At 64.9% G+C, this 16,001-nt stretch carries 17 protein-coding genes; 13 read left to right on the top strand and 4 right to left on the bottom strand.

Annotated features, from left to right (window positions below; genetic code table 11):
* Positions 1–281 precede the first annotated feature (281 nt).
* Positions 282–1,121, bottom strand: a complete 840-nt coding sequence (gene cpdA, locus KW836_RS02460) for a 3',5'-cyclic-AMP phosphodiesterase (RefSeq protein ID WP_218342366.1) — start codon at positions 1,119–1,121, stop codon at positions 282–284.
* A 197-nt stretch (positions 1,122–1,318) separates the two neighbouring features.
* Here cpdA and KW836_RS02455 point away from each other — a divergent pair, with 197 nt between their 5' ends.
* Positions 1,319–4,150 (top strand): cation:proton antiporter, encoded by a 2,832-nt coding sequence (locus tag KW836_RS02455; protein WP_255595075.1) that lies wholly within the window; start codon positions 1,319–1,321, stop codon positions 4,148–4,150.
* A gap of 93 nt (positions 4,151–4,243) precedes the next feature.
* Here the strand turns inward: KW836_RS02455 and KW836_RS02450 are convergent, their stop codons facing one another.
* Positions 4,244–5,056, bottom strand: a complete 813-nt coding sequence (locus tag KW836_RS02450) for an NUDIX hydrolase family protein (RefSeq protein WP_218342365.1) — start codon at positions 5,054–5,056, stop codon at positions 4,244–4,246.
* 288 nt (positions 5,057–5,344) lie between these two features.
* Between KW836_RS02450 and coxB the strand changes: the two genes are divergently transcribed.
* The 5 genes from coxB to KW836_RS02425 all read left to right on the top strand — a co-directional run bounded on the left by coxB (position 5,345) and on the right by KW836_RS02425 (position 9,518).
* The gene (gene coxB / locus KW836_RS02445) at positions 5,345–6,502 is read left to right on the top strand and encodes a cytochrome c oxidase subunit II (RefSeq protein ID WP_175137072.1); all 1,158 of its coding nucleotides are present in this window, start codon (positions 5,345–5,347) and stop codon (positions 6,500–6,502) included.
* 104 nt (positions 6,503–6,606) lie between these two features.
* Entirely contained in the window at positions 6,607–8,214 is a 1,608-nt protein-coding gene (ctaD, locus tag KW836_RS02440; RefSeq protein WP_175123886.1) for a cytochrome c oxidase subunit I, read from the top strand.
* A gap of 30 nt (positions 8,215–8,244) precedes the next feature.
* The gene (locus KW836_RS02435) at positions 8,245–8,370 is read left to right on the top strand and encodes a cytochrome oxidase small assembly protein (protein WP_217467855.1); all 126 of its coding nucleotides are present in this window, start codon (positions 8,245–8,247) and stop codon (positions 8,368–8,370) included.
* 11 nt (positions 8,371–8,381) lie between these two features.
* Positions 8,382–8,606, top strand: coding sequence for a DUF2970 domain-containing protein (locus KW836_RS02430; RefSeq protein ID WP_056565538.1), 225 nt, complete (start codon positions 8,382–8,384; stop codon positions 8,604–8,606).
* A 36-nt stretch (positions 8,607–8,642) separates the two neighbouring features.
* Complete coding sequence (locus tag KW836_RS02425; protein WP_218342364.1) at positions 8,643–9,518, top strand: cytochrome c oxidase subunit 3; 876 nt, start codon at positions 8,643–8,645, stop codon at positions 9,516–9,518.
* A gap of 164 nt (positions 9,519–9,682) precedes the next feature.
* Here the strand turns inward: KW836_RS02425 and KW836_RS02420 are convergent, their stop codons facing one another.
* Positions 9,683–9,883, bottom strand: a complete 201-nt coding sequence (locus tag KW836_RS02420; protein WP_105236947.1) for a twin transmembrane helix small protein — start codon at positions 9,881–9,883, stop codon at positions 9,683–9,685.
* Between the two features lie 36 nt (positions 9,884–9,919).
* Between KW836_RS02420 and KW836_RS02415 the strand changes: the two genes are divergently transcribed.
* The 5 genes from KW836_RS02415 to KW836_RS02395 all read left to right on the top strand — a co-directional run bounded on the left by KW836_RS02415 (position 9,920) and on the right by KW836_RS02395 (position 13,974).
* On the top strand, positions 9,920–10,732 hold the full coding sequence (locus KW836_RS02415; RefSeq protein ID WP_175123884.1) for an SURF1 family protein: 813 nt from the start codon (positions 9,920–9,922) through the stop codon (positions 10,730–10,732).
* 77 nt (positions 10,733–10,809) lie between these two features.
* Positions 10,810–11,385 (top strand): hypothetical protein, encoded by a 576-nt coding sequence (locus KW836_RS02410; protein ID WP_175123983.1) that lies wholly within the window; start codon positions 10,810–10,812, stop codon positions 11,383–11,385.
* A gap of 21 nt (positions 11,386–11,406) precedes the next feature.
* Positions 11,407–12,444: a heme A synthase gene (locus KW836_RS02405; RefSeq protein WP_175137074.1), complete on the top strand. Its 1,038-nt coding sequence runs from the start codon at positions 11,407–11,409 to the stop codon at positions 12,442–12,444.
* A gap of 13 nt (positions 12,445–12,457) precedes the next feature.
* Entirely contained in the window at positions 12,458–13,351 is an 894-nt protein-coding gene (cyoE, locus tag KW836_RS02400) for a heme o synthase (RefSeq protein ID WP_175123882.1), read from the top strand.
* Between the two features lie 17 nt (positions 13,352–13,368).
* Positions 13,369–13,974, top strand: coding sequence for an SCO family protein (locus KW836_RS02395; RefSeq protein ID WP_175137075.1), 606 nt, complete (start codon positions 13,369–13,371; stop codon positions 13,972–13,974).
* A gap of 39 nt (positions 13,975–14,013) precedes the next feature.
* Here KW836_RS02395 and KW836_RS02390 read toward each other — a convergent pair whose 3' ends face one another.
* Positions 14,014–14,232 carry a DUF3717 domain-containing protein gene (locus tag KW836_RS02390; RefSeq protein WP_218342363.1) on the bottom strand — a complete coding sequence of 73 codons (219 nt, stop codon included), beginning with the start codon at positions 14,230–14,232 and terminating at the stop codon, positions 14,014–14,016.
* A 133-nt stretch (positions 14,233–14,365) separates the two neighbouring features.
* Between KW836_RS02390 and KW836_RS02385 the strand changes: the two genes are divergently transcribed.
* On the top strand, positions 14,366–15,058 hold the full coding sequence (locus KW836_RS02385; protein WP_218342362.1) for a glycine zipper 2TM domain-containing protein: 693 nt from the start codon (positions 14,366–14,368) through the stop codon (positions 15,056–15,058).
* Positions 15,059–15,102: 44 nt separating this feature from the next.
* Positions 15,103–15,957: a PhaM family polyhydroxyalkanoate granule multifunctional regulatory protein gene (locus KW836_RS02380; RefSeq protein WP_218342361.1), complete on the top strand. Its 855-nt coding sequence runs from the start codon at positions 15,103–15,105 to the stop codon at positions 15,955–15,957.
* Positions 15,958–16,001 lie beyond the last annotated feature (44 nt).

Genomic DNA, 16,001 nt, shown 5'->3' with positions numbered 1-16,001 from the left:
ATCCGGCCGATGACAACGGGACGGCCAATAAATTGATACAAATTCGGGGTCAAATTTTCTGCGTTCGCAGAAACTTAATGAGGAAGGCGCCGCCTAACTTCATGTAGACCGCGAACTTCGGTTAGCAGTCTTGTCATCCGTCTCGGCTTCTCCTCTTTCCCCTCCCCTATGAGACGGATGCTTGCGGGGCACCTAGCATATCGGTGCCCCGTTTTTTATGCGCGCTCGGAACGCAGCGCCCATAAAAAACGGCGCCTGTTTCGACGCCGTCCTCGCATAGATCAAGCCGCGCGCGCGCTGTCTGGCGGTTGCAGCGCGGAGTGCCACAGCGCGTCCTGCACGCGGCGCACGCCGGTCGCCATCGATCCATCCTGATAAAGCTTGATCCACCGGTAGCCCGGCGCCATGTTGTCGACGATGTGCTTGCCGTCGCGGATGCTGAACTGAAAGCATGTGGACGGCGTGGCCAGCATGCGCAGGTTGTGGCGGCGGCGGTCGAACTCGTGGTGCACATGGCCCCACAGCAGCACGCGCACCTGCGGAAACCGTGCAAGCAGTTTGAAGAGCGCCTGCGGGTTGTCGATCATCATCGAGTCATGCCAGTGGCTGTCGATCTGCATCGGGTTGTGGTGCATCGCCACCAGCGTGTGGCGGTTGGGCGCCTGGGCCAGCGCCGCTTCCAGCATGTCGAGTTCACTGTTGCACAGATGGCCGGCGTTCGAGCCGGGCACCGTCGTGTCCAGCGTGACGACGCGCCATGCGCCCACGTCCGTCACCGGCATCGACCAGTCGGACAATTCCTGGCGCAGGACGGACGGTTGATCGTGATTGCCCGGCAGGCAACGGATCGTTGCACGATCCAGCGCGGCCGATTCGGACAGGATACGCGCAAAGCGCTGGTAGCCCGCGGCCTCGCCATCCTGCGACAGGTCGCCGGTGGCGAGCAGCAGGTCGGGATGTTTGCCATCGGCCTCGATCTGGCGCAGCACGGCGCGCAGGCTCGCGTCGGTATTGACGCCCAGCATCGACGTTTCGGGCTCGCCGAACAGATGGCTATCGGTCAACTGGACGAGCATCGCGGGCGCGTCGTGGCGCCGGGTCAAGGTGTGGATGCGTGCCACGTGCCGCTCCTGCAAAAGTTCGCGTGATGCCACATTACCCAAAAAACATGGCGCGGCACGTTTCGCAAGCGTCCATTGGGGTAACGAAACGTGCATTCTCCACGATTCCCGTCACGTCCCGACCGCGAGCGCCGGAAAAAAGCCGCTATTCTTGTGGAACTTTCCACACGCACTACGATCGGGACGCGGCGCTACCCATGGATGTTGGTTTTCTTGTATTTGGTCTTGCGGGCCTGCTCACGCTGGTCTGCTTCATGCCGCCCCTGGCCGGCCGCGTCAAGCTGCCCTATTCGGTGCTGCTCGCCATCGTTGGCTGTCTGCTCGGGATCGTGATTCACGTGCACGGCTGGGCGCCGGCCTGGATCGGCGACTTTCTCGATTCGCTGGAGCGCTTCGAGATCTCGTCAGAGACCTTCCTGATGGTGTTCCTGCCGGTGCTGCTCTTTGAGACGGCGCTGTCGATGAACGTGCGGCGTCTGATGGACGACATCGGTCCGATCCTGATGATGGCCATCGTGGCCGTGGTCGTCTGCACGGTTGTGGTCGGCGTGACGCTGGACGCCATCTCGCCTTATGGATTGGTGGTGTGCCTGTTGCTCGGCGCCATCGTGGCCACGACCGACCCGGTGGCGGTGGTTGGCATCTTTCGCGAAGTGGGCGCGCCCAAGCGACTGACTACGCTGGTCGAGGGCGAGAGCCTGTTCAACGATGCGGCGTCCATCGCGCTGTATTCCGTGCTGCTGGCGGTGCTGAGCGGCAAGGGCGAATTGTCCGTCAGCGGCATCTTCAACGACTTCATCGTGCACTTCATCGGCGGCGGCGTGGCCGGCTTTGCGATGGGGCGTCTGGCCTGCTTCCTGTTTGCCTGGCTGCGCGGCTTTCCTACTGCCGAGATCACGCTGACCCTGACGCTGGCCTACCTGTCCTTCTTCATCTCCGAGCATTACCTGAACGTCTCGGGTGTGGTGGCCACGGTGATCGCGGGCCTGGTGGTGGGTTCCACCGGCCGCACGCGCATGTCGCCGACCACCTTCGAGCATCTGTCCAGCGCGTGGGAGCAGTTTGGCTTCTGGGCCAACTCCCTCATCTTCCTGTTTGCGGCCATGCTGATCCCCAAGCTGATGGCCGCGGCCGATTGGCAGGAACTGGTGCTGGTGGGCGTGGTGTTCGTGGTGACGCTGGTGGCGAGGGCGATTGTGGTGTTCGGGCTGCTGCCACTTTTGGGTCTGACGCGGCTGGGCACCAAGGTCAGCAATCCGTACAAGGTGGTGATGCTGTGGGGCGGCCTGCGCGGCGCCGTGTCGCTGGCGCTGGCGCTGGCGGTGACCGAACAGACCGGCGTGCCTGAAGAGGCGCGCCAGTTCATTGCCGTGGCGACCACGGGCTTCGTGCTGATGACCTTGTTCGTCAACGGCATCAGCCTGCGGCCGCTGATCCGGATGCTGGGGCTGAACCAGCTGTCGCCCGTCGAGCGCACCATCCGCAACCAGGTGCTGGCCGTGGCGCTGGAAGACCTGCAGGGCAAGACCGAGGAAGTGGCCAAGGCCGAGCATATCGGCAACGAAGTGCGCGACCGCATCCGTGCGGTGTTCGACGCCAGCCTGGCCAGCGTGCACGACGGCCGGGTCAGCCAGATGACCGACGAGCAGCGAGTGGCCGTGGGCTTGGCGATCGTGGCGCAGCGCGAAGAGGAAATGTTCTTCGACATCCTGAAGGCGCAGATCGTGGACTGGCGCATGGCGGAAACGCTGCTGGCGCGGGCCGAGCGGCTGGAAGACGCCATTCGGCTGGGCGGCGTGGAGGGCTTTGAGCGCGCTATTGCTGCCGACGTCCGCTATTCGACGGGCTTCCGGCTGGCGCTGCGGCTGCATTACGTATTCGGATTCCAGGGATGGCTGGCGCGCGAGCTCGGCCAGCGCTTTGCCAACCTGATGAGCAAGCGGTCGGTCGCGCAGCGCCTGATCGGCTTTGCCCGCGAACAGATCACGCCGCTGCTGGGCGAAGAGGCCACGCAGCGCATCGTGTCGCTGCATCAGCGCCGCCTGGACCTGATCGAGAACGCGATGCAGGCGCTGAACCTGCAATATCCGTCGTACGCCCAATGGCTGCAGGAAAGTTACTTGGGCCGCGTGGCGCGCGAGCTTGAACGCATCCGCTACCGCGACATGCTTGAGCAGTTCCTGATCAGCGGCGAAGTCTATGCCGACCTGACCGAGCAACTGAAAAGCCGCTGGGCGCACATCGACAAGCATCCGCCGCTGGACATCGAAATGAGTGCGGCCGAACTCATCAAGCGCGTGCCGCTTTTTGAAGGCCTGTCGCCCGATTCGCTGCGCGCCATCAGCAAGCTGCTCAAGCCGCGCCTGGCCCTGCCCGACCAGCGGGTGTTGACCAAGGGGCGGCACGGCGAAGAGATGTGCTTTGTGGCGTCGGGCGCGGTGGCGGTCCATCTGCCCGACAACACCATGATCGAGCTGGGTAGCGGCGAATTCTTTGGCGAACTGGGTCTTTTGGGCGAAGAGCAATTGACGCCGGACGTGACATCGCTGGGGTACAGCAAGCTGCTGATGCTGTCTTCGCGCGATTTCCATGCGCTGCTGGCCCGCGACGAAAACCTGCGCGATCGCATTCAGGTCGTGGCCAAGCAGCGTCTGCGGGCGATTGAAGTCTGGAAGCAGTTTTCGCAGGCTTCCGCGGCGGCGGCGGCCACGCCCGCGCCGGTGGCGGGGCCTAGCTCCGCGCAGGCGGCCGAAGCGGCGGAAGCGGCTGGCGCAGGGGGGCCGCCGGAAGGCGAGGACCTGCGGGCGGCGCGTGAACTGCGCGGCGAGCCGGCTGACGGCGGAGAGGTGCTGGGCGCCAATGCGTCGGGCGCCGGTGCCCCTGGTGTCAAGGCCCCGGTTGCCAATGCACCCGTTGCCAGCGCGCCGGACGCCAATGCCCCGGACGCGAACGCCCCGGGCGCCGACGCGCCGGGCGCCGCTGCGCCGAGCGGCCCCGTGCTGGGAACGCCGGAACCAGCGTCCCGCTAGCCGCACTCTGCCGGGCGCGCCACCGTGCGCGTGCCGGCAGTTTCATATGAAGGTGACTGGGCCCGCCCCGTAGGCGTGACCCGATTCAGCGATTCAGATCGTGATGTCGCCGGCGGCCTGGCGCCGCATGATGTCTTCGACCAGCACCAGGGCCGCTTCCAGCGTGAATTCGCCTTCGGCGATATGGTGCAAGGCCGTCGCGACGTCGACGGTGGCGATTTCCATGACCTCGCCATCACGGTTGGCGGGCCGCGCGTCCGGCGCAAGGATGCACGTGCTCGTCAGCACATCTTCCACCTGATAGCCCTCGGGCAGCCGGCGGTGGATGCGCAAAATCGTGCGCAGCGGCGTGCGGCGCGCGAGGTCGGGTTCGTCCAGGCCGGCTTCTTCGCCGCATTCGCGCACCAGCGCCAGTTCCAGATCCTCGCCCCTTCCTGCCAGTCCGCCGACCAGCGTGTCCCACATACCGGGATCGGTCGACTTGCTGAGCGAGCGCCGGGCGACCCACAGCTTGCCGTCGGGCGTCCACGCATTCAGATGCACGGCCTTGGTCAACAGACCGAGCGGCCGCACGGCGGCGCGTTCGATGACGCCCAGCGGCTCGTCGCCATCCAGAACGTCCAGCAATTCATCGCGCCAGCCGCGCAGGCAGTTGGCTTGGCGCAACAGTTCCGCGGCCTGTTCCAGCACGGCGTCCAGCGCATTGCCGGGGGCAAGACCCTCGCCGATGCGCAGCGCAGTGTCGTCCGCGTGCGTTTGCGGCGCATCGCGCAGCGCATCGCAGGCTGCGTGCGTGGCCCAGCCGCAGCGGCGCCCCGCTATATATAAAGCGCGCGCGCCTTCTGGGGCGGGCTCCTGCGCGCGGGCGCACAGGGCGGCATACAAATCGGGCAACTGCTTTTGCATCGTGGCGCCAAGGAGATGAGGTTGCTGGCGATTTTAAGCCACCCGGTTTACGGCCCGTAGTCAAGGGGCGAGCGCACATGGGGGCGGGCCGCATGAATTCAAGAGCACTAAATTACATCTGTTTGCGCGTCCGCTATAATCCGCCAGTTTCTTTGTGATTTCGAGAGGGAACGACAGGGCCGCTCTATCTCCCTGCATCGCCCTGCCATCTAATAATTGCGTGTTGCCCGTATTCCGGTGACTTCCGCCACCAGCAAATGGGCCTTCGCGCCGTATTTCGAGGTAAGCATGAAGAAGTGGAGAGGGATACTGGGGGCTTGTGCGATGCTGATTGGCGGCGTGGCCGGTGCCCAGGTGCAAAACATGCCCGGCGGTCCGAAGGTCAATCAGCTGAACCTGCATGAAGGCGTCACCGCGATTTCGCGCGACATCATGTGGCTGCATTGGTTGCTGCTCACGATCTGTATTGTGATTTTCATCGGCGTCTTTGGAGTGATGTTCTACTCCATCTGGGCGCACCGGAAGTCCCGCGGCCACAAGGCGGCGACCTTCCACGAACACCTGGGCGTCGAAGTCGCCTGGACCGTCATCCCCTTCATCATCGTCATCGCCATGGCGCTGCCGGCCACCAAGACGGTCGTCGCCATGAAAGACACTTCCAGCGCGGACCTGACCGTCAAGGTCACCGGCTACCAATGGAAGTGGGGCTACGAATATCTGGACGGCTCGGCCGCCGGCATCAAGTTCCTCTCCACGCTTTCCACGCCGCGCGCCCAGATCGAGAACCGCGAGCCCAAGGGCGAGTTCTATCTGATGGAAGTGGACAACCACCTGGTCGTCCCCGCCAACAAGAAGATCCGCATCGTTCTCACGGCGGCCGACGTCATCCACTCGTGGATGGTTCCGGACTTCGGCGTGAAGCAGGACGCCATCCCCGGGTTCCTGCGCGACACCTGGTTCAACGCCGAAAAGCCTGGCATCTATCGCGGCCAGTGCGCGGAATTGTGCGGCAAGGACCACGCCTTCATGCCCATCGTCGTGGAAGTCCTGGCGCAGCCCGACTACGATAAGTGGGTTGAAGACCAAAAGAAGAAGATGGCGGCAAACGCCGACGATCCCAATAAAGAGTGGACGGAAGCTGAACTGGTTGCCCGCGGCGAAAAGGTTTTCGCGGCAAATTGCGTGGCCTGCCACCAGGCCAACGGCAAGGGCATTCCCGGTTCCTTCCCGCCGCTCGACGGAGACAAGGTTGTTCTGGGCCCCAAGGGGGAGCAGATCAACACCGTGCTGAAGGGCAAGCCCGGCACCGCCATGGCGGCGTTCGGCGGGCAGCTCAACGATGTCGAGATCGCAGCGGTCATCAGCTATACGCGCCATGCCTGGAGCAACGCCGGCAAGGGGCAGGACCCGACGGTTCTTCCGAAGGACATCACGCCCGCGCGCTGATTGCGCGTGGGCCGTTCCTTCACCGGTAGAACCGGTTCCGTTTAGTCAGAGATACCCTGCCGCCCCGTTGAACGGGGCTGGCACTCAGCAGGAAGGAGTCCATCATGAGCAGCGTCACTGTAGACCACGTGTCGCCGGGCCACGGCCACGGTCACGATGACCACCACCACGGCGTGCCCACGGGCTGGCGCCGGTGGCTTTTTGCAACGAACCACAAAGACATCGGGACGATGTATCTCATCTTCTCGTTCGTCATGCTTCTGGAGGGCGGCACGCTCGCCCTTCTGCTGCGCACCGAGCTCTTCGAGCCCGGCCTGCAGTTCTTCCGCCCCGAGCTGTTCAACCAGTTCACCACGATGCACGGCCTGATCATGGTGTTCGGCGCGATCATGCCGGCCTTCGTGGGCTTTGCGAACTGGATGATTCCGATGCAGATCGGCGCATCCGATATGGCGTTCGCGCGGATGAACAACTTCAGCTTCTGGCTGCTGCCGGTCGCCGCGATCATGCTGACCGCCTCGTTCTTCGTGCCGGGCGGCGCCACCGCCGCGGGCTGGACGCTGTACGCGCCGCTGTCGCTGCAGATGGGCCCCGGCATGGACCTGGCCATCTTCGCCATCCACATCATGGGCGCGTCGTCCATCATGGGCGCGATCAACATCATCGTGACCATCCTGAACATGCGCGCGCCCGGCCTGACGCTGATGAAGATGCCGCTGTTCTGCTGGACCTGGCTGATCACGGCGTTCCTGCTGCTGGCTGTGATGCCGGTGCTGGCCGCGGCCATCACCATGGTGCTGACCGACCGTCACTTCGGCACGGGCTTCTTCAATGCCGCCGCCGGCGGTGACCCGGTCCTGTACCAGCACGTGTTCTGGTTCTTCGGGCACCCCGAGGTCTACATCATGATCTTGCCGGCGTTCGGCATCGTGTCGGCCATCGTGCCCGCGTTCGCCCGCAAGAAGCTCTTCGGCTACGCCTCGATGGTGTACGCCACCGCCTCCATCGCCGTGCTGTCGTTCATCGTGTGGGCGCACCACATGTTCACGACGGGCATGCCGGTGACCGGTCAGCTCTACTTCATGTACGCCACCATGCTCATCTCCATCCCGACCGGGGTGAAGGTGTTCAACTGGGTCGCGACGATGTGGCGCGGTTCCATGACGTTCGAGACGCCGATGCTGTTTTCCATCGGCTTCATCTTCGTGTTCACGATGGGCGGCTTCACGGGCCTGATCCTGTCCGTGGCCCCGATCGACATCCAGGTCCACGACACCTATTACGTGGTGGCGCACTTCCACTACGTGCTGGTGGCCGGTTCCCTGTTCGCGCTGTTTGCCGGCGCCTACTACTGGGTGCCCAAGTGGACGGGCCGCATGTACAGCGAAAAGCTGGGCAAGCTGCACTTCTGGTCGACGCTGATCTCGTTCAACGTGACCTTCTTCCCGATGCACTTCCTGGGTCTGGCCGGCATGCCGCGCCGTTACGCCGACTACGCCGCGCAGTTCACGACGTTCCATCAGCTCGCCACCATCGGCGCGTTCTGGTTCGGCCTGTCGCAACTGATTTTCCTGGTTGCGATCTTGCGCTGCTACATGGGCAAGGGCGAACCGGCCCCGGCCAAGCCGTGGGAAGGCGCCGAAGGACTGGAATGGACGGTGCCGTCGCCCGCGCCGTTCCACACCTTCGAAACGCCGCCCGAAGTGAAGTAAATCCCTATCCATGTTCCAGGTAGCACAGCAATGACACCCGAGCAGCGCCGCCGTAACAAGATCGCAGGACTGGTTCTTCTGGTTTTCGTCGTTGCCGTGTTTGCCTGGACGGTGATCCGCGGTTCGGCCTTGCTGACCGGCAAGGCCGTCGGCTAGGAGCCGGGGCCATGAGCGACGACCTTCGCGAAACGTCTCAGCGCAAGCTGAGTTTCCTTCAGACGATGAAGGCGGTGGCGTGGGGGTTCTTCGGCGTGCGCAAGGGCGCGGGCTACCGTGAGGACAGCGCCAAGCTCAATCCGGTTCACGTCATCGTGGCCGGACTGCTGGCAGCGGCAATCTTTGTGACTGTGCTGGTTTTAATTGTTCGTTGGGCCGTATCCAGCCTGACTTGAATTACCTAAATCTAAATCTGTACCAGGGAGAAAGCCATGAGTGCAAGCCACTCGGTTCAAGGTAAAGAGGCACCGTACTACTTTGTCCCCGCCGACTCGGGCCATCCCGTGCGCATGGCCGTGGCACTGCTCTTCATGGGTCTGGGAGCCGCGGCCTGGGTCAACGGCGCGGACTGGGGCAAGTGGTCCGTGCTGGTGGGGTTCATCGGCGTGGTCATCGTCATGTATTACTGGTTCGGCGATGCCATCCACGAGTCCGAGACCGGGCTGAACAGCAAGCGCATCGACGGTTCGTACCGCTGGAGCATGAGCTGGTTCATCTTCTCCGAGGTCATGTTCTTTGCGGCGTTCTTTGGCGCGCTCTGGTACACGCGCACGATCACGACGCCGTGGCTGGGCGACATCGACCACCGCCTGATGCTGTGGCCGGATTTCCAGGCCGCGTGGCCGAACCTTGGTCCGGCTGGCGTGGTGGAACCGTTCCAGACCGTGGGGCCCTTCTGGCTGCCCACGATCAACACGGCCCTGCTGCTGAGCTCCGGCGTCACGCTGACCATCGCCCACCATGCGCTGCGTGAAAACCACCGCGGCAAGGCGAAGTTCTGGCTGGCGGCCACCGTCATCCTGGGCTTTGTGTTCGTGGCCTGTCAGGCGTTTGAGTACATCCATGCCTATCAGGACCTGAACCTCAAGTTCAACTCGGGCGCGTACGGGTCGCTGTTCTACATGCTGACCGGCTTTCACGGGTTCCACGTGATCCTGGGCGCCACGATGCTCACCGTCATCCTGATCCGCCTGATCCGCGGCCATTTCACGCCGGACCATCACTTCGGGTTCGAAGGCGCGGCCTGGTACTGGCACTTTGTCGACGTGGTGTGGCTGGGCCTGTACCTGTTCGTGTACTGGTTCTGACGTCGTGGTTCTGATCGCGGCCGGCGGCGCCGGCTGCGGTTGCAGCACGGGAAAGCGCGAAGGGATGGCTGGGCGGCAAGCCGGCATCCATCGCGCTTTCAGGCTATTTGGAGGGGCGCGCCGGCAATGCGGTGCAGGACCCGGGGAACCGGGACCCGCGCGGCCTATCTAAAACCGGTGCTTTCGATCCAGCCCATGTGATGGGCGAACAGCACGAACAGGAACAGGGCGACCGACAGGCCGATGCGGACCGTCAGCGCGTTGACCGTGCGGTTGGTGGTACCTTTGTCCCGCATCAGGTAGACCAGGGCGGATGCCAGACTGGCCAGTATCCCGATGAAGGCCAGAACGACGAAAACGCGCATTGTGGTCTCCCGACTATTCAGATTCAGCAACGACAGATGTCCCGACCGCATTCCACCCGCTACACGGTAGCCGCCTTATTGCTGCTTGGCCTGGCCGTGATGGTCCTGGTGTCGCTGGGGCAATGGCAGTTGCGCCGCAGCGATGAGCGACGCGCCATTCTGGCCTCGATCGAAGCGGGCCGCAAGCAAGCGCCGCTGGCGTTGACGCCGTCAACGCCGCCCGCCGACATGACGCCCTGGCGCGTGGCGCAAGCAAGCGGCACGTGGCTGCCGCAATTCAGTGTACTGCTGGACAATCGCAACCATGAAGGCCGGCCGGGCTACTGGCTGGCCACGCCGCTGCTGCTGGACGCGGCCACGAATCGCGCGGTGCTGGTGCTGCGGGGCTGGCTGCCGCGCGTCATCCAGGGCCAGGGCGAGCCGCAACTGCCGGCCACGCCCGAGGGCGTGCAGACCGTGCAGGGCGAGCTGTCGGTCCGCGTGCCGCGCATGTTCGAGCTGTGGTCGCTGAGCGGCGCGGAAACCTCCACCCTGCCCGCGGCGCTGCCGGTGGCGGGCGGCACGGTGCCGCAGGTGCAGAACCTGCCGCTGGACGCCTATGCCCGCGCGACCGGACTGAATTTTTTGCCTACGGTGCTGAGCCAAGGCGGCCAGGCCGATGATGGCCTGGTGCGCGACTGGCCCCAGCCCTCTGTCGATTTCCAGCAGAACACGTCGTACGCGGTACAGTGGTTCGCTTTTGGCGCAATTGCCGCCATTGCATGGCTGGTGGTGCTGGGGGGCGCCATCCGCCGCTCACGCCAGCGCGTGGACCAGCAGGCCCAGGCGCGCATGCGTGCGCGCAGATGACCAACGCTAATCCAGGATAAAAAGTGGCTCGCGACATTCCAACCAACAAGCCTGCAGTCAAGCGTTCGCTGACGCCCATGGTGCTGGTGTTCCTGTGCTCGCTGGCGCCCATCGTGGCGGCGTTCGTGGTCTACCTGAACCCGCAGTGGTGGCCCACCGATTCCAGCAATTACGGTACGCTGCTGTCGCCCCAACGGCCCATGCCCGCGGCGTCCGAACTGCGTCTGACCACGCTGGACGGCAAGCCCTTCGATCTGGAAAGCCTGAAGGGCAAATGGCTGCTGGTGGCCGCCGACGGCGCGGCCTGCCCCGAAAGCTGCGCGCGCAAGCTGTTCATCACGCGCAACAGCCACGCCAGCCAGGGCAAGAACGTGGATCGCCTGGCGCGCGTCTGGTTCATCACGGATGACGCGGTGGTGCCGGACAAGGTGCTGGAGGCCTACAAGGGCACGGTGATGGTGCGCGTGGATCCGGATCAGCTGGCGCGGTTCCTCCTGGCGCGCGACACGGCCGCCGGCCAGCCCGGCCTGCAGGATCCGATCTGGGTGATCGATCCGCTGGGCAACCTGATGATGCAGTATCCCGCCGAGGCGGATGGCGTGCGGGTGCGCAAGGACATCAGCAAGCTCGTCTATAACTCGCGCATTGGTTGAATGTAGGTTTTTGATTTGAATATGGAACGCATCAAAGCGCGTTATCGCAAGCTCGTCTTCTTTACCTGGTTCCTGACGCTGGACCTCATCATGTTCGGCGCCTTCGTGCGCCTGACGGATTCCGGCCTGGGCTGTCCGGATTGGCCCGGCTGCTACGGCAGCGTCACGCCGATCGGCGCGATGGGCGACATCCACGAGGCCTCGCAGGCCATGCCCTTCGGGCCGGTGACGTTGTCCAAGGCCTGGATCGAGATGATCCACCGCTATGTCGGCGCCATCCTGGGCATGCTCATCATCGGCATCGTCTACATGGCGTGGCGCTATCGCCGCGAACTGGGCCGTTCGCCCGCGCTGGCCATCACGACGCTGGTCGCCGTGTGCGTGCAGGGTGCGTTCGGCGCCTGGACCGTGACCCACAAGCTCATGCCCGCTGTCGTGACGGCCCATCTGGTCTTTGGCCTGTCGGTGCTGGCGCTGATGACCTGGCTGTCTTCGCGCGAGCGTCCGCATCTCCCGGTGAGCGCGCAGGCCGTGCGCTGGAAACCGTGGGTGGCGGTCGGATTCGGACTTCTGCTGGTGCAGGTCACCTTGGGCGGCTGGGTCAGCACCAACTATGCGGCGCTCGCCTGCATGGACTTTCCCACCTGCCACGGGGTGTGGGTGCCGGAAATGGACTTCCACGGCGGCTATTCCGTCATCCGGGGCCTGGGCGAGCTGCCTTCCGGCGAAATGATCTCGCAGCCCGCGCTGACGGCGATTCACTGGGTGCACCGCAATTTCGCTTTCGTGGTGTTCGTCTACCTGGGCATCCTGGCGTGGCGGCTGCGCGCCGCCGAGCCCGGCCTGCGCGGCCCGGCCACGCTGATGCTGGCCCTGTTGGCCGCGCAGCTCTTCACGGGACTGACCACCATCTTCTTCCAGTGGCCGCTGCTGATCGCCGTGCTGCACAATGGGGGCGCTGCGGGACTGACGCTGGCGGCGGTGGTTTTGATGGTGCGGCTGGCGTCGGCCGGCCGCGAGCCGGTGGGGCGGTACGACCCCAATTTGGTGCGCGTTTAAAATGAGGTCCACTATGACCAGTCTTGCCGCTCCTCAATCCGGATTGCTCCGCCAGTACCTCGTTCTCACCAAGCCGCGCGTTACGCAGCTGGCGGTGTTTTGCGCCGTGATCGGCATGTTCCTCGCGGCGCCCGGCATTCCCGACATGCGCCGTGTGCTGTTCGGCACGATCGGCATCTGGCTGCTGGCCGCTGCCGCGTTCGCCATCAACTGTCTGATCGAACAGGAAGTCGACGCCCGCATGCTGCGCACCGCGCGCCGGGCCACGGCGCGCGGCACCATTTCGGCATTCCAGGTGCTGAGCCTGTCGGGCCTGTTGGGCGGCGCGGGCATGTTCGTGCTCTACAACATGGTCAACCCGCTGACCATGTGGCTGACGTTCGCCACGTTCGTGGGCTACGCCATCATCTACACCATCATCCTCAAGCCGCGCACGCCGCAGAACATCGTGATCGGCGGCCTGTCGGGCGCAATGCCGCCCGCGCTGGGCTGGGCCGCCGTTGCGGACTCGGTGCCGGCCGAGGCCTGGGTGCTGGTCCTCATCATCTTCATCTGGACCCCGCCGCACTTCTGGGCGCTGGCGCTCTATCGCAATCACGATTACGCCAAGGCCGGCCTGCCCATGCTGCCGGTGACGCACGGCAACCAGTTCACCCGGCTGCACATCCTGTTGTATAGCCTGGCCCTGATGGCGACCACGCTGTTGCCCTACGCCATCCGCATGAGCGGCGAACTCTATCTGCTGTCCGCCCTGGTGCTGGGCGGCATGTTCGTGTCCTACGCCTGGCGCCTGTACCGCGCGTACAGCGACGAGCTGGCCCGCAGCATGTTCCGTTTTTCCATTCTCTACCTGGCGCTGCTGTTTGGCGCGCTGCTGGTGGACCACTGGGTCGGCCTGTTGCGCTGATCCCCTGGAGGTTGTTGATGTCCGTGTTTTCCGCCAGCCGCCGGCTGGCCCTGCGACTGGGCGCAGCTGCCGCCGTCGCCGCCGCCCTGGCTGCCTGCGGCGAAAGCAAACCCGTGTTCAAGGGCAGCGACATCAGCGGCACGCAGTTGGGCCGCGCCATGGAACTGCCCGATCACAACGGCAAGATGCGCCAGCTGTCGGACTTTTCCGGCAAGGTCGTGGTCGTGTTCTTCGGTTTCACGCAGTGTCCAGACGTGTGCCCCACGTCGCTGGCCGAACTGACCGAAGTCATGAAAAAGCTGGGTCCGGACGCCGATCGCGTGCAGGTGCTGCTGATTTCGGTGGACCCTGAGCGTGATACGCCCGAGGTGCTCAAGCAGTACGTCACGGCATTTGATCCGCGGTTCCTGGGGCTGACCGGCACGCCGGACCAGGTGAAGAAGGCGGCGGCGTCGTTCAAGGCGTATTACGCCAAGGCGCCCACCAAGGACGGCAACTACACGATGGACCACACGGCCGCGTTCTACCTGCTGGACGGCAAGGGCGAGTCGCGCGTGCTGGTCAACAACAATGTCGGGGTTGACGCCCTGACGCATGACATCCAGGCGCTGCTCAAGGGATAACGGCGGGGTCGATTGCGGCGGAACTGGCCGCCAGCCTGCTCAGGCCTTTGCAGCCGCCCAGGCCGCCCGCGCCGCGCGCGCTTTATCGCCGAGTTCGGCGGCGGCGATTTCGCGTTGATGGCTGATGATCATCAGCGCATAAGGGGTGGCCAGCGCGGCCGCCTCGGGGCACAGGCGAGACTCTTCTCCCACTGATGGCGACGTGTTGCGCCAGTAGTTGATTGCCTGTTCCAGTTGGGTCAGCGTGATCGAATCCATGGGGCCTATTGTCCACGAATGCCCCACCCTGTCCACCCTCCATCTGCCCTGCAATGAAGGGTCACCATCGCAACATGCCGAAACCGCGCGCGGGTGCTATACCACTGCCGGTTAGTTACGATGGAGCATCGTCATGAATACCTCGACCTCTTCCGCGTCGCCGCGCCGCGGCTTGCATCCGCTGCTTGCCGCCGCGGCGATCGCCGTCATCGTCATGTGTTCGGTAGGCGTCGCTGCCGTGCTGGGCTGGCTGCCGTCGCCGTCGGCCAATCCGCACGCGGAGGCCGCCGTCGCCGAGGCCGGGCCCGAGGACGCCAACCTGGCGCCGGCGCCGGCTGCTGAACCGCCCACCGCCGCGAATACCGCACCGCCGGGCGCGGGCAGGCCCGCCGGCCAGATGCATCAGGCGCAGCAATCGCAGCCATCGCAACCCGCCCAGCCCCAGCGTGCGGCCGCAGCGCCGGCGCAGCAGGCCTGCGCGACCTGCGGCGTGGTCCAGACCATCCGCCAGGTGCAGGTGCCCACCAAGGACGACAGCAACCATCTGGTCGGCACCATCGCGGGCGGCGTGGCCGGCGGCGTTGTGGGTAATCAGTTTGGCGGAGGCAACGGCAAGACGGCGCTGACGGTGCTGGGCGCGGTCGGCGGTGCTTTGGCAGGCCGTGAAGTTGAGCGTAATATCAGACAGCAACAAACAGTGACGCACTATGAACTCACGGTGCGCATGAATGACGGCAGCACGCGCCAGTTCCGCAGCGCGCAGCCGTTCGCGTTCGCCTCCGGCGACCACGTGCGCGTGGAGAACAATCAACTGCTGCCCGGGTGACCCCGGCCGCCGGCAGCAAGCACCCGACTATGGAGACACCTGGAATGAGCGACCAATACAACAACCCGTTCGTCCTGCCCGGCATGGGCCAGAGCTCTGATTTGTCGGGCAACCCGCTGCTGGCCAGCATGGAGATGATGCGTCAGGCGTGGGCCGGGTTGACCGGTCCCGGCGGCCTCGCCAGCAGCCTGCCCATGGCCCCGCCGATGAATTTGGAAGACCTGGACCGCCGCATCGCCGAGCTTCGCTCGGTGGAAAACTGGCTGCGCATGAATCTCAGCATGCTCTCGAGCACCATCCAGGGCATGGAAGTGCAGCGCTCCACCATCAGCACCTTGCGCGCCTTCGTGGACAGCGCATCGCGTATGGATATGGGCGCAAGCCAGGACGGCGCCGCGGCGTCGCCGCTGGAAGTTGCGCTGGGGTTGAAGCCGGCGCCAAAAACGGCGGGGTCTGCCAGTGCCGCTTCTGCGCAGTCCAGCAATGCGACCCCTTCAAGTGAAAAGGAAAACGGCGCCGCGCAGTCGGGTGCTCAACCGGAAGGCGCGGGCGCATCGGCCGGGAGCGGACCGGAATCGGCCGCCGCCATGAGCGAACAGATGGGCGCCGCGGCGCAGTCGGCGTCCAAGGCGTGGTGGGACCTGCTGCAGCAGCAGTTCAATCAGATCGCAGCGGCTACCGCTGCATCCATGCCGGCCGGCGCACCGGGCGCAGCAGGCGCGCCGGACGCCGCAAAGTCCAAGTCCAAGTCCGACTCCGAGGCCCCCAAGGCGTCGGCCCAGCCGGACGCCAAGACCGGAAAGCCGTCCGCCAAACCCGCCGCCGCGCGCAAGCCGGCCGCCGCCAAGCGCACGGCCAAGACCGCCAAGAAAAATGGGCCTGCCGACGGCAAGCCCTGAACCCATCCTTCAATCGACACGCGGGTAGGCCGCAAGGCCGCCCG

This window comes from Achromobacter sp. ACM05, assembly GCF_019218915.1.
GTDB classification, from domain to species: Bacteria; Pseudomonadota; Gammaproteobacteria; order Burkholderiales; family Burkholderiaceae_B; genus Achromobacter; species Achromobacter animicus.
This window is presented reverse-complemented; position numbering and strand designations above follow the sequence as displayed.

Bases quoted from the DNA above. Each gene is read 5' to 3' on its own strand.
- KW836_RS02420 (WP_105236947.1), bottom strand. From the start codon at position 9,883: ATGCGCGTTTTCGTCGTTCTGGCCTTCATCGGGATACTGGCCAGTCTG.
- KW836_RS02430 (WP_056565538.1), top strand. From the start codon at position 8,382: ATGAGCGACGACCTTCGCGAAACGTCTCAGCGCAAGCTGAGTTTCCTT.
- ctaD (WP_175123886.1), top strand. From the start codon at position 6,607: ATGAGCAGCGTCACTGTAGACCACGTGTCGCCGGGCCACGGCCACGGT.
- KW836_RS02390 (WP_218342363.1), bottom strand. From the start codon at position 14,232: ATGGATTCGATCACGCTGACCCAACTGGAACAGGCAATCAACTACTGG.
- KW836_RS02455 (WP_255595075.1), top strand. From the start codon at position 1,319: ATGGATGTTGGTTTTCTTGTATTTGGTCTTGCGGGCCTGCTCACGCTG.
- cyoE (WP_175123882.1), top strand. From the start codon at position 12,458: ATGACCAGTCTTGCCGCTCCTCAATCCGGATTGCTCCGCCAGTACCTC.
- KW836_RS02425 (WP_218342364.1), top strand. From the start codon at position 8,643: ATGAGTGCAAGCCACTCGGTTCAAGGTAAAGAGGCACCGTACTACTTT.
- coxB (WP_175137072.1), top strand. From the start codon at position 5,345: ATGAAGAAGTGGAGAGGGATACTGGGGGCTTGTGCGATGCTGATTGGC.
- KW836_RS02405 (WP_175137074.1), top strand. From the start codon at position 11,407: ATGGAACGCATCAAAGCGCGTTATCGCAAGCTCGTCTTCTTTACCTGG.
- KW836_RS02385 (WP_218342362.1), top strand. From the start codon at position 14,366: ATGAATACCTCGACCTCTTCCGCGTCGCCGCGCCGCGGCTTGCATCCG.
- KW836_RS02415 (WP_175123884.1), top strand. From the start codon at position 9,920: ATGTCCCGACCGCATTCCACCCGCTACACGGTAGCCGCCTTATTGCTG.
- KW836_RS02450 (WP_218342365.1), bottom strand. From the start codon at position 5,056: ATGCAAAAGCAGTTGCCCGATTTGTATGCCGCCCTGTGCGCCCGCGCG.
- KW836_RS02435 (WP_217467855.1), top strand. From the start codon at position 8,245: ATGACACCCGAGCAGCGCCGCCGTAACAAGATCGCAGGACTGGTTCTT.
- KW836_RS02395 (WP_175137075.1), top strand. From the start codon at position 13,369: ATGTCCGTGTTTTCCGCCAGCCGCCGGCTGGCCCTGCGACTGGGCGCA.
- KW836_RS02380 (WP_218342361.1), top strand. From the start codon at position 15,103: ATGAGCGACCAATACAACAACCCGTTCGTCCTGCCCGGCATGGGCCAG.
- KW836_RS02410 (WP_175123983.1), top strand. From the start codon at position 10,810: ATGGTGCTGGTGTTCCTGTGCTCGCTGGCGCCCATCGTGGCGGCGTTC.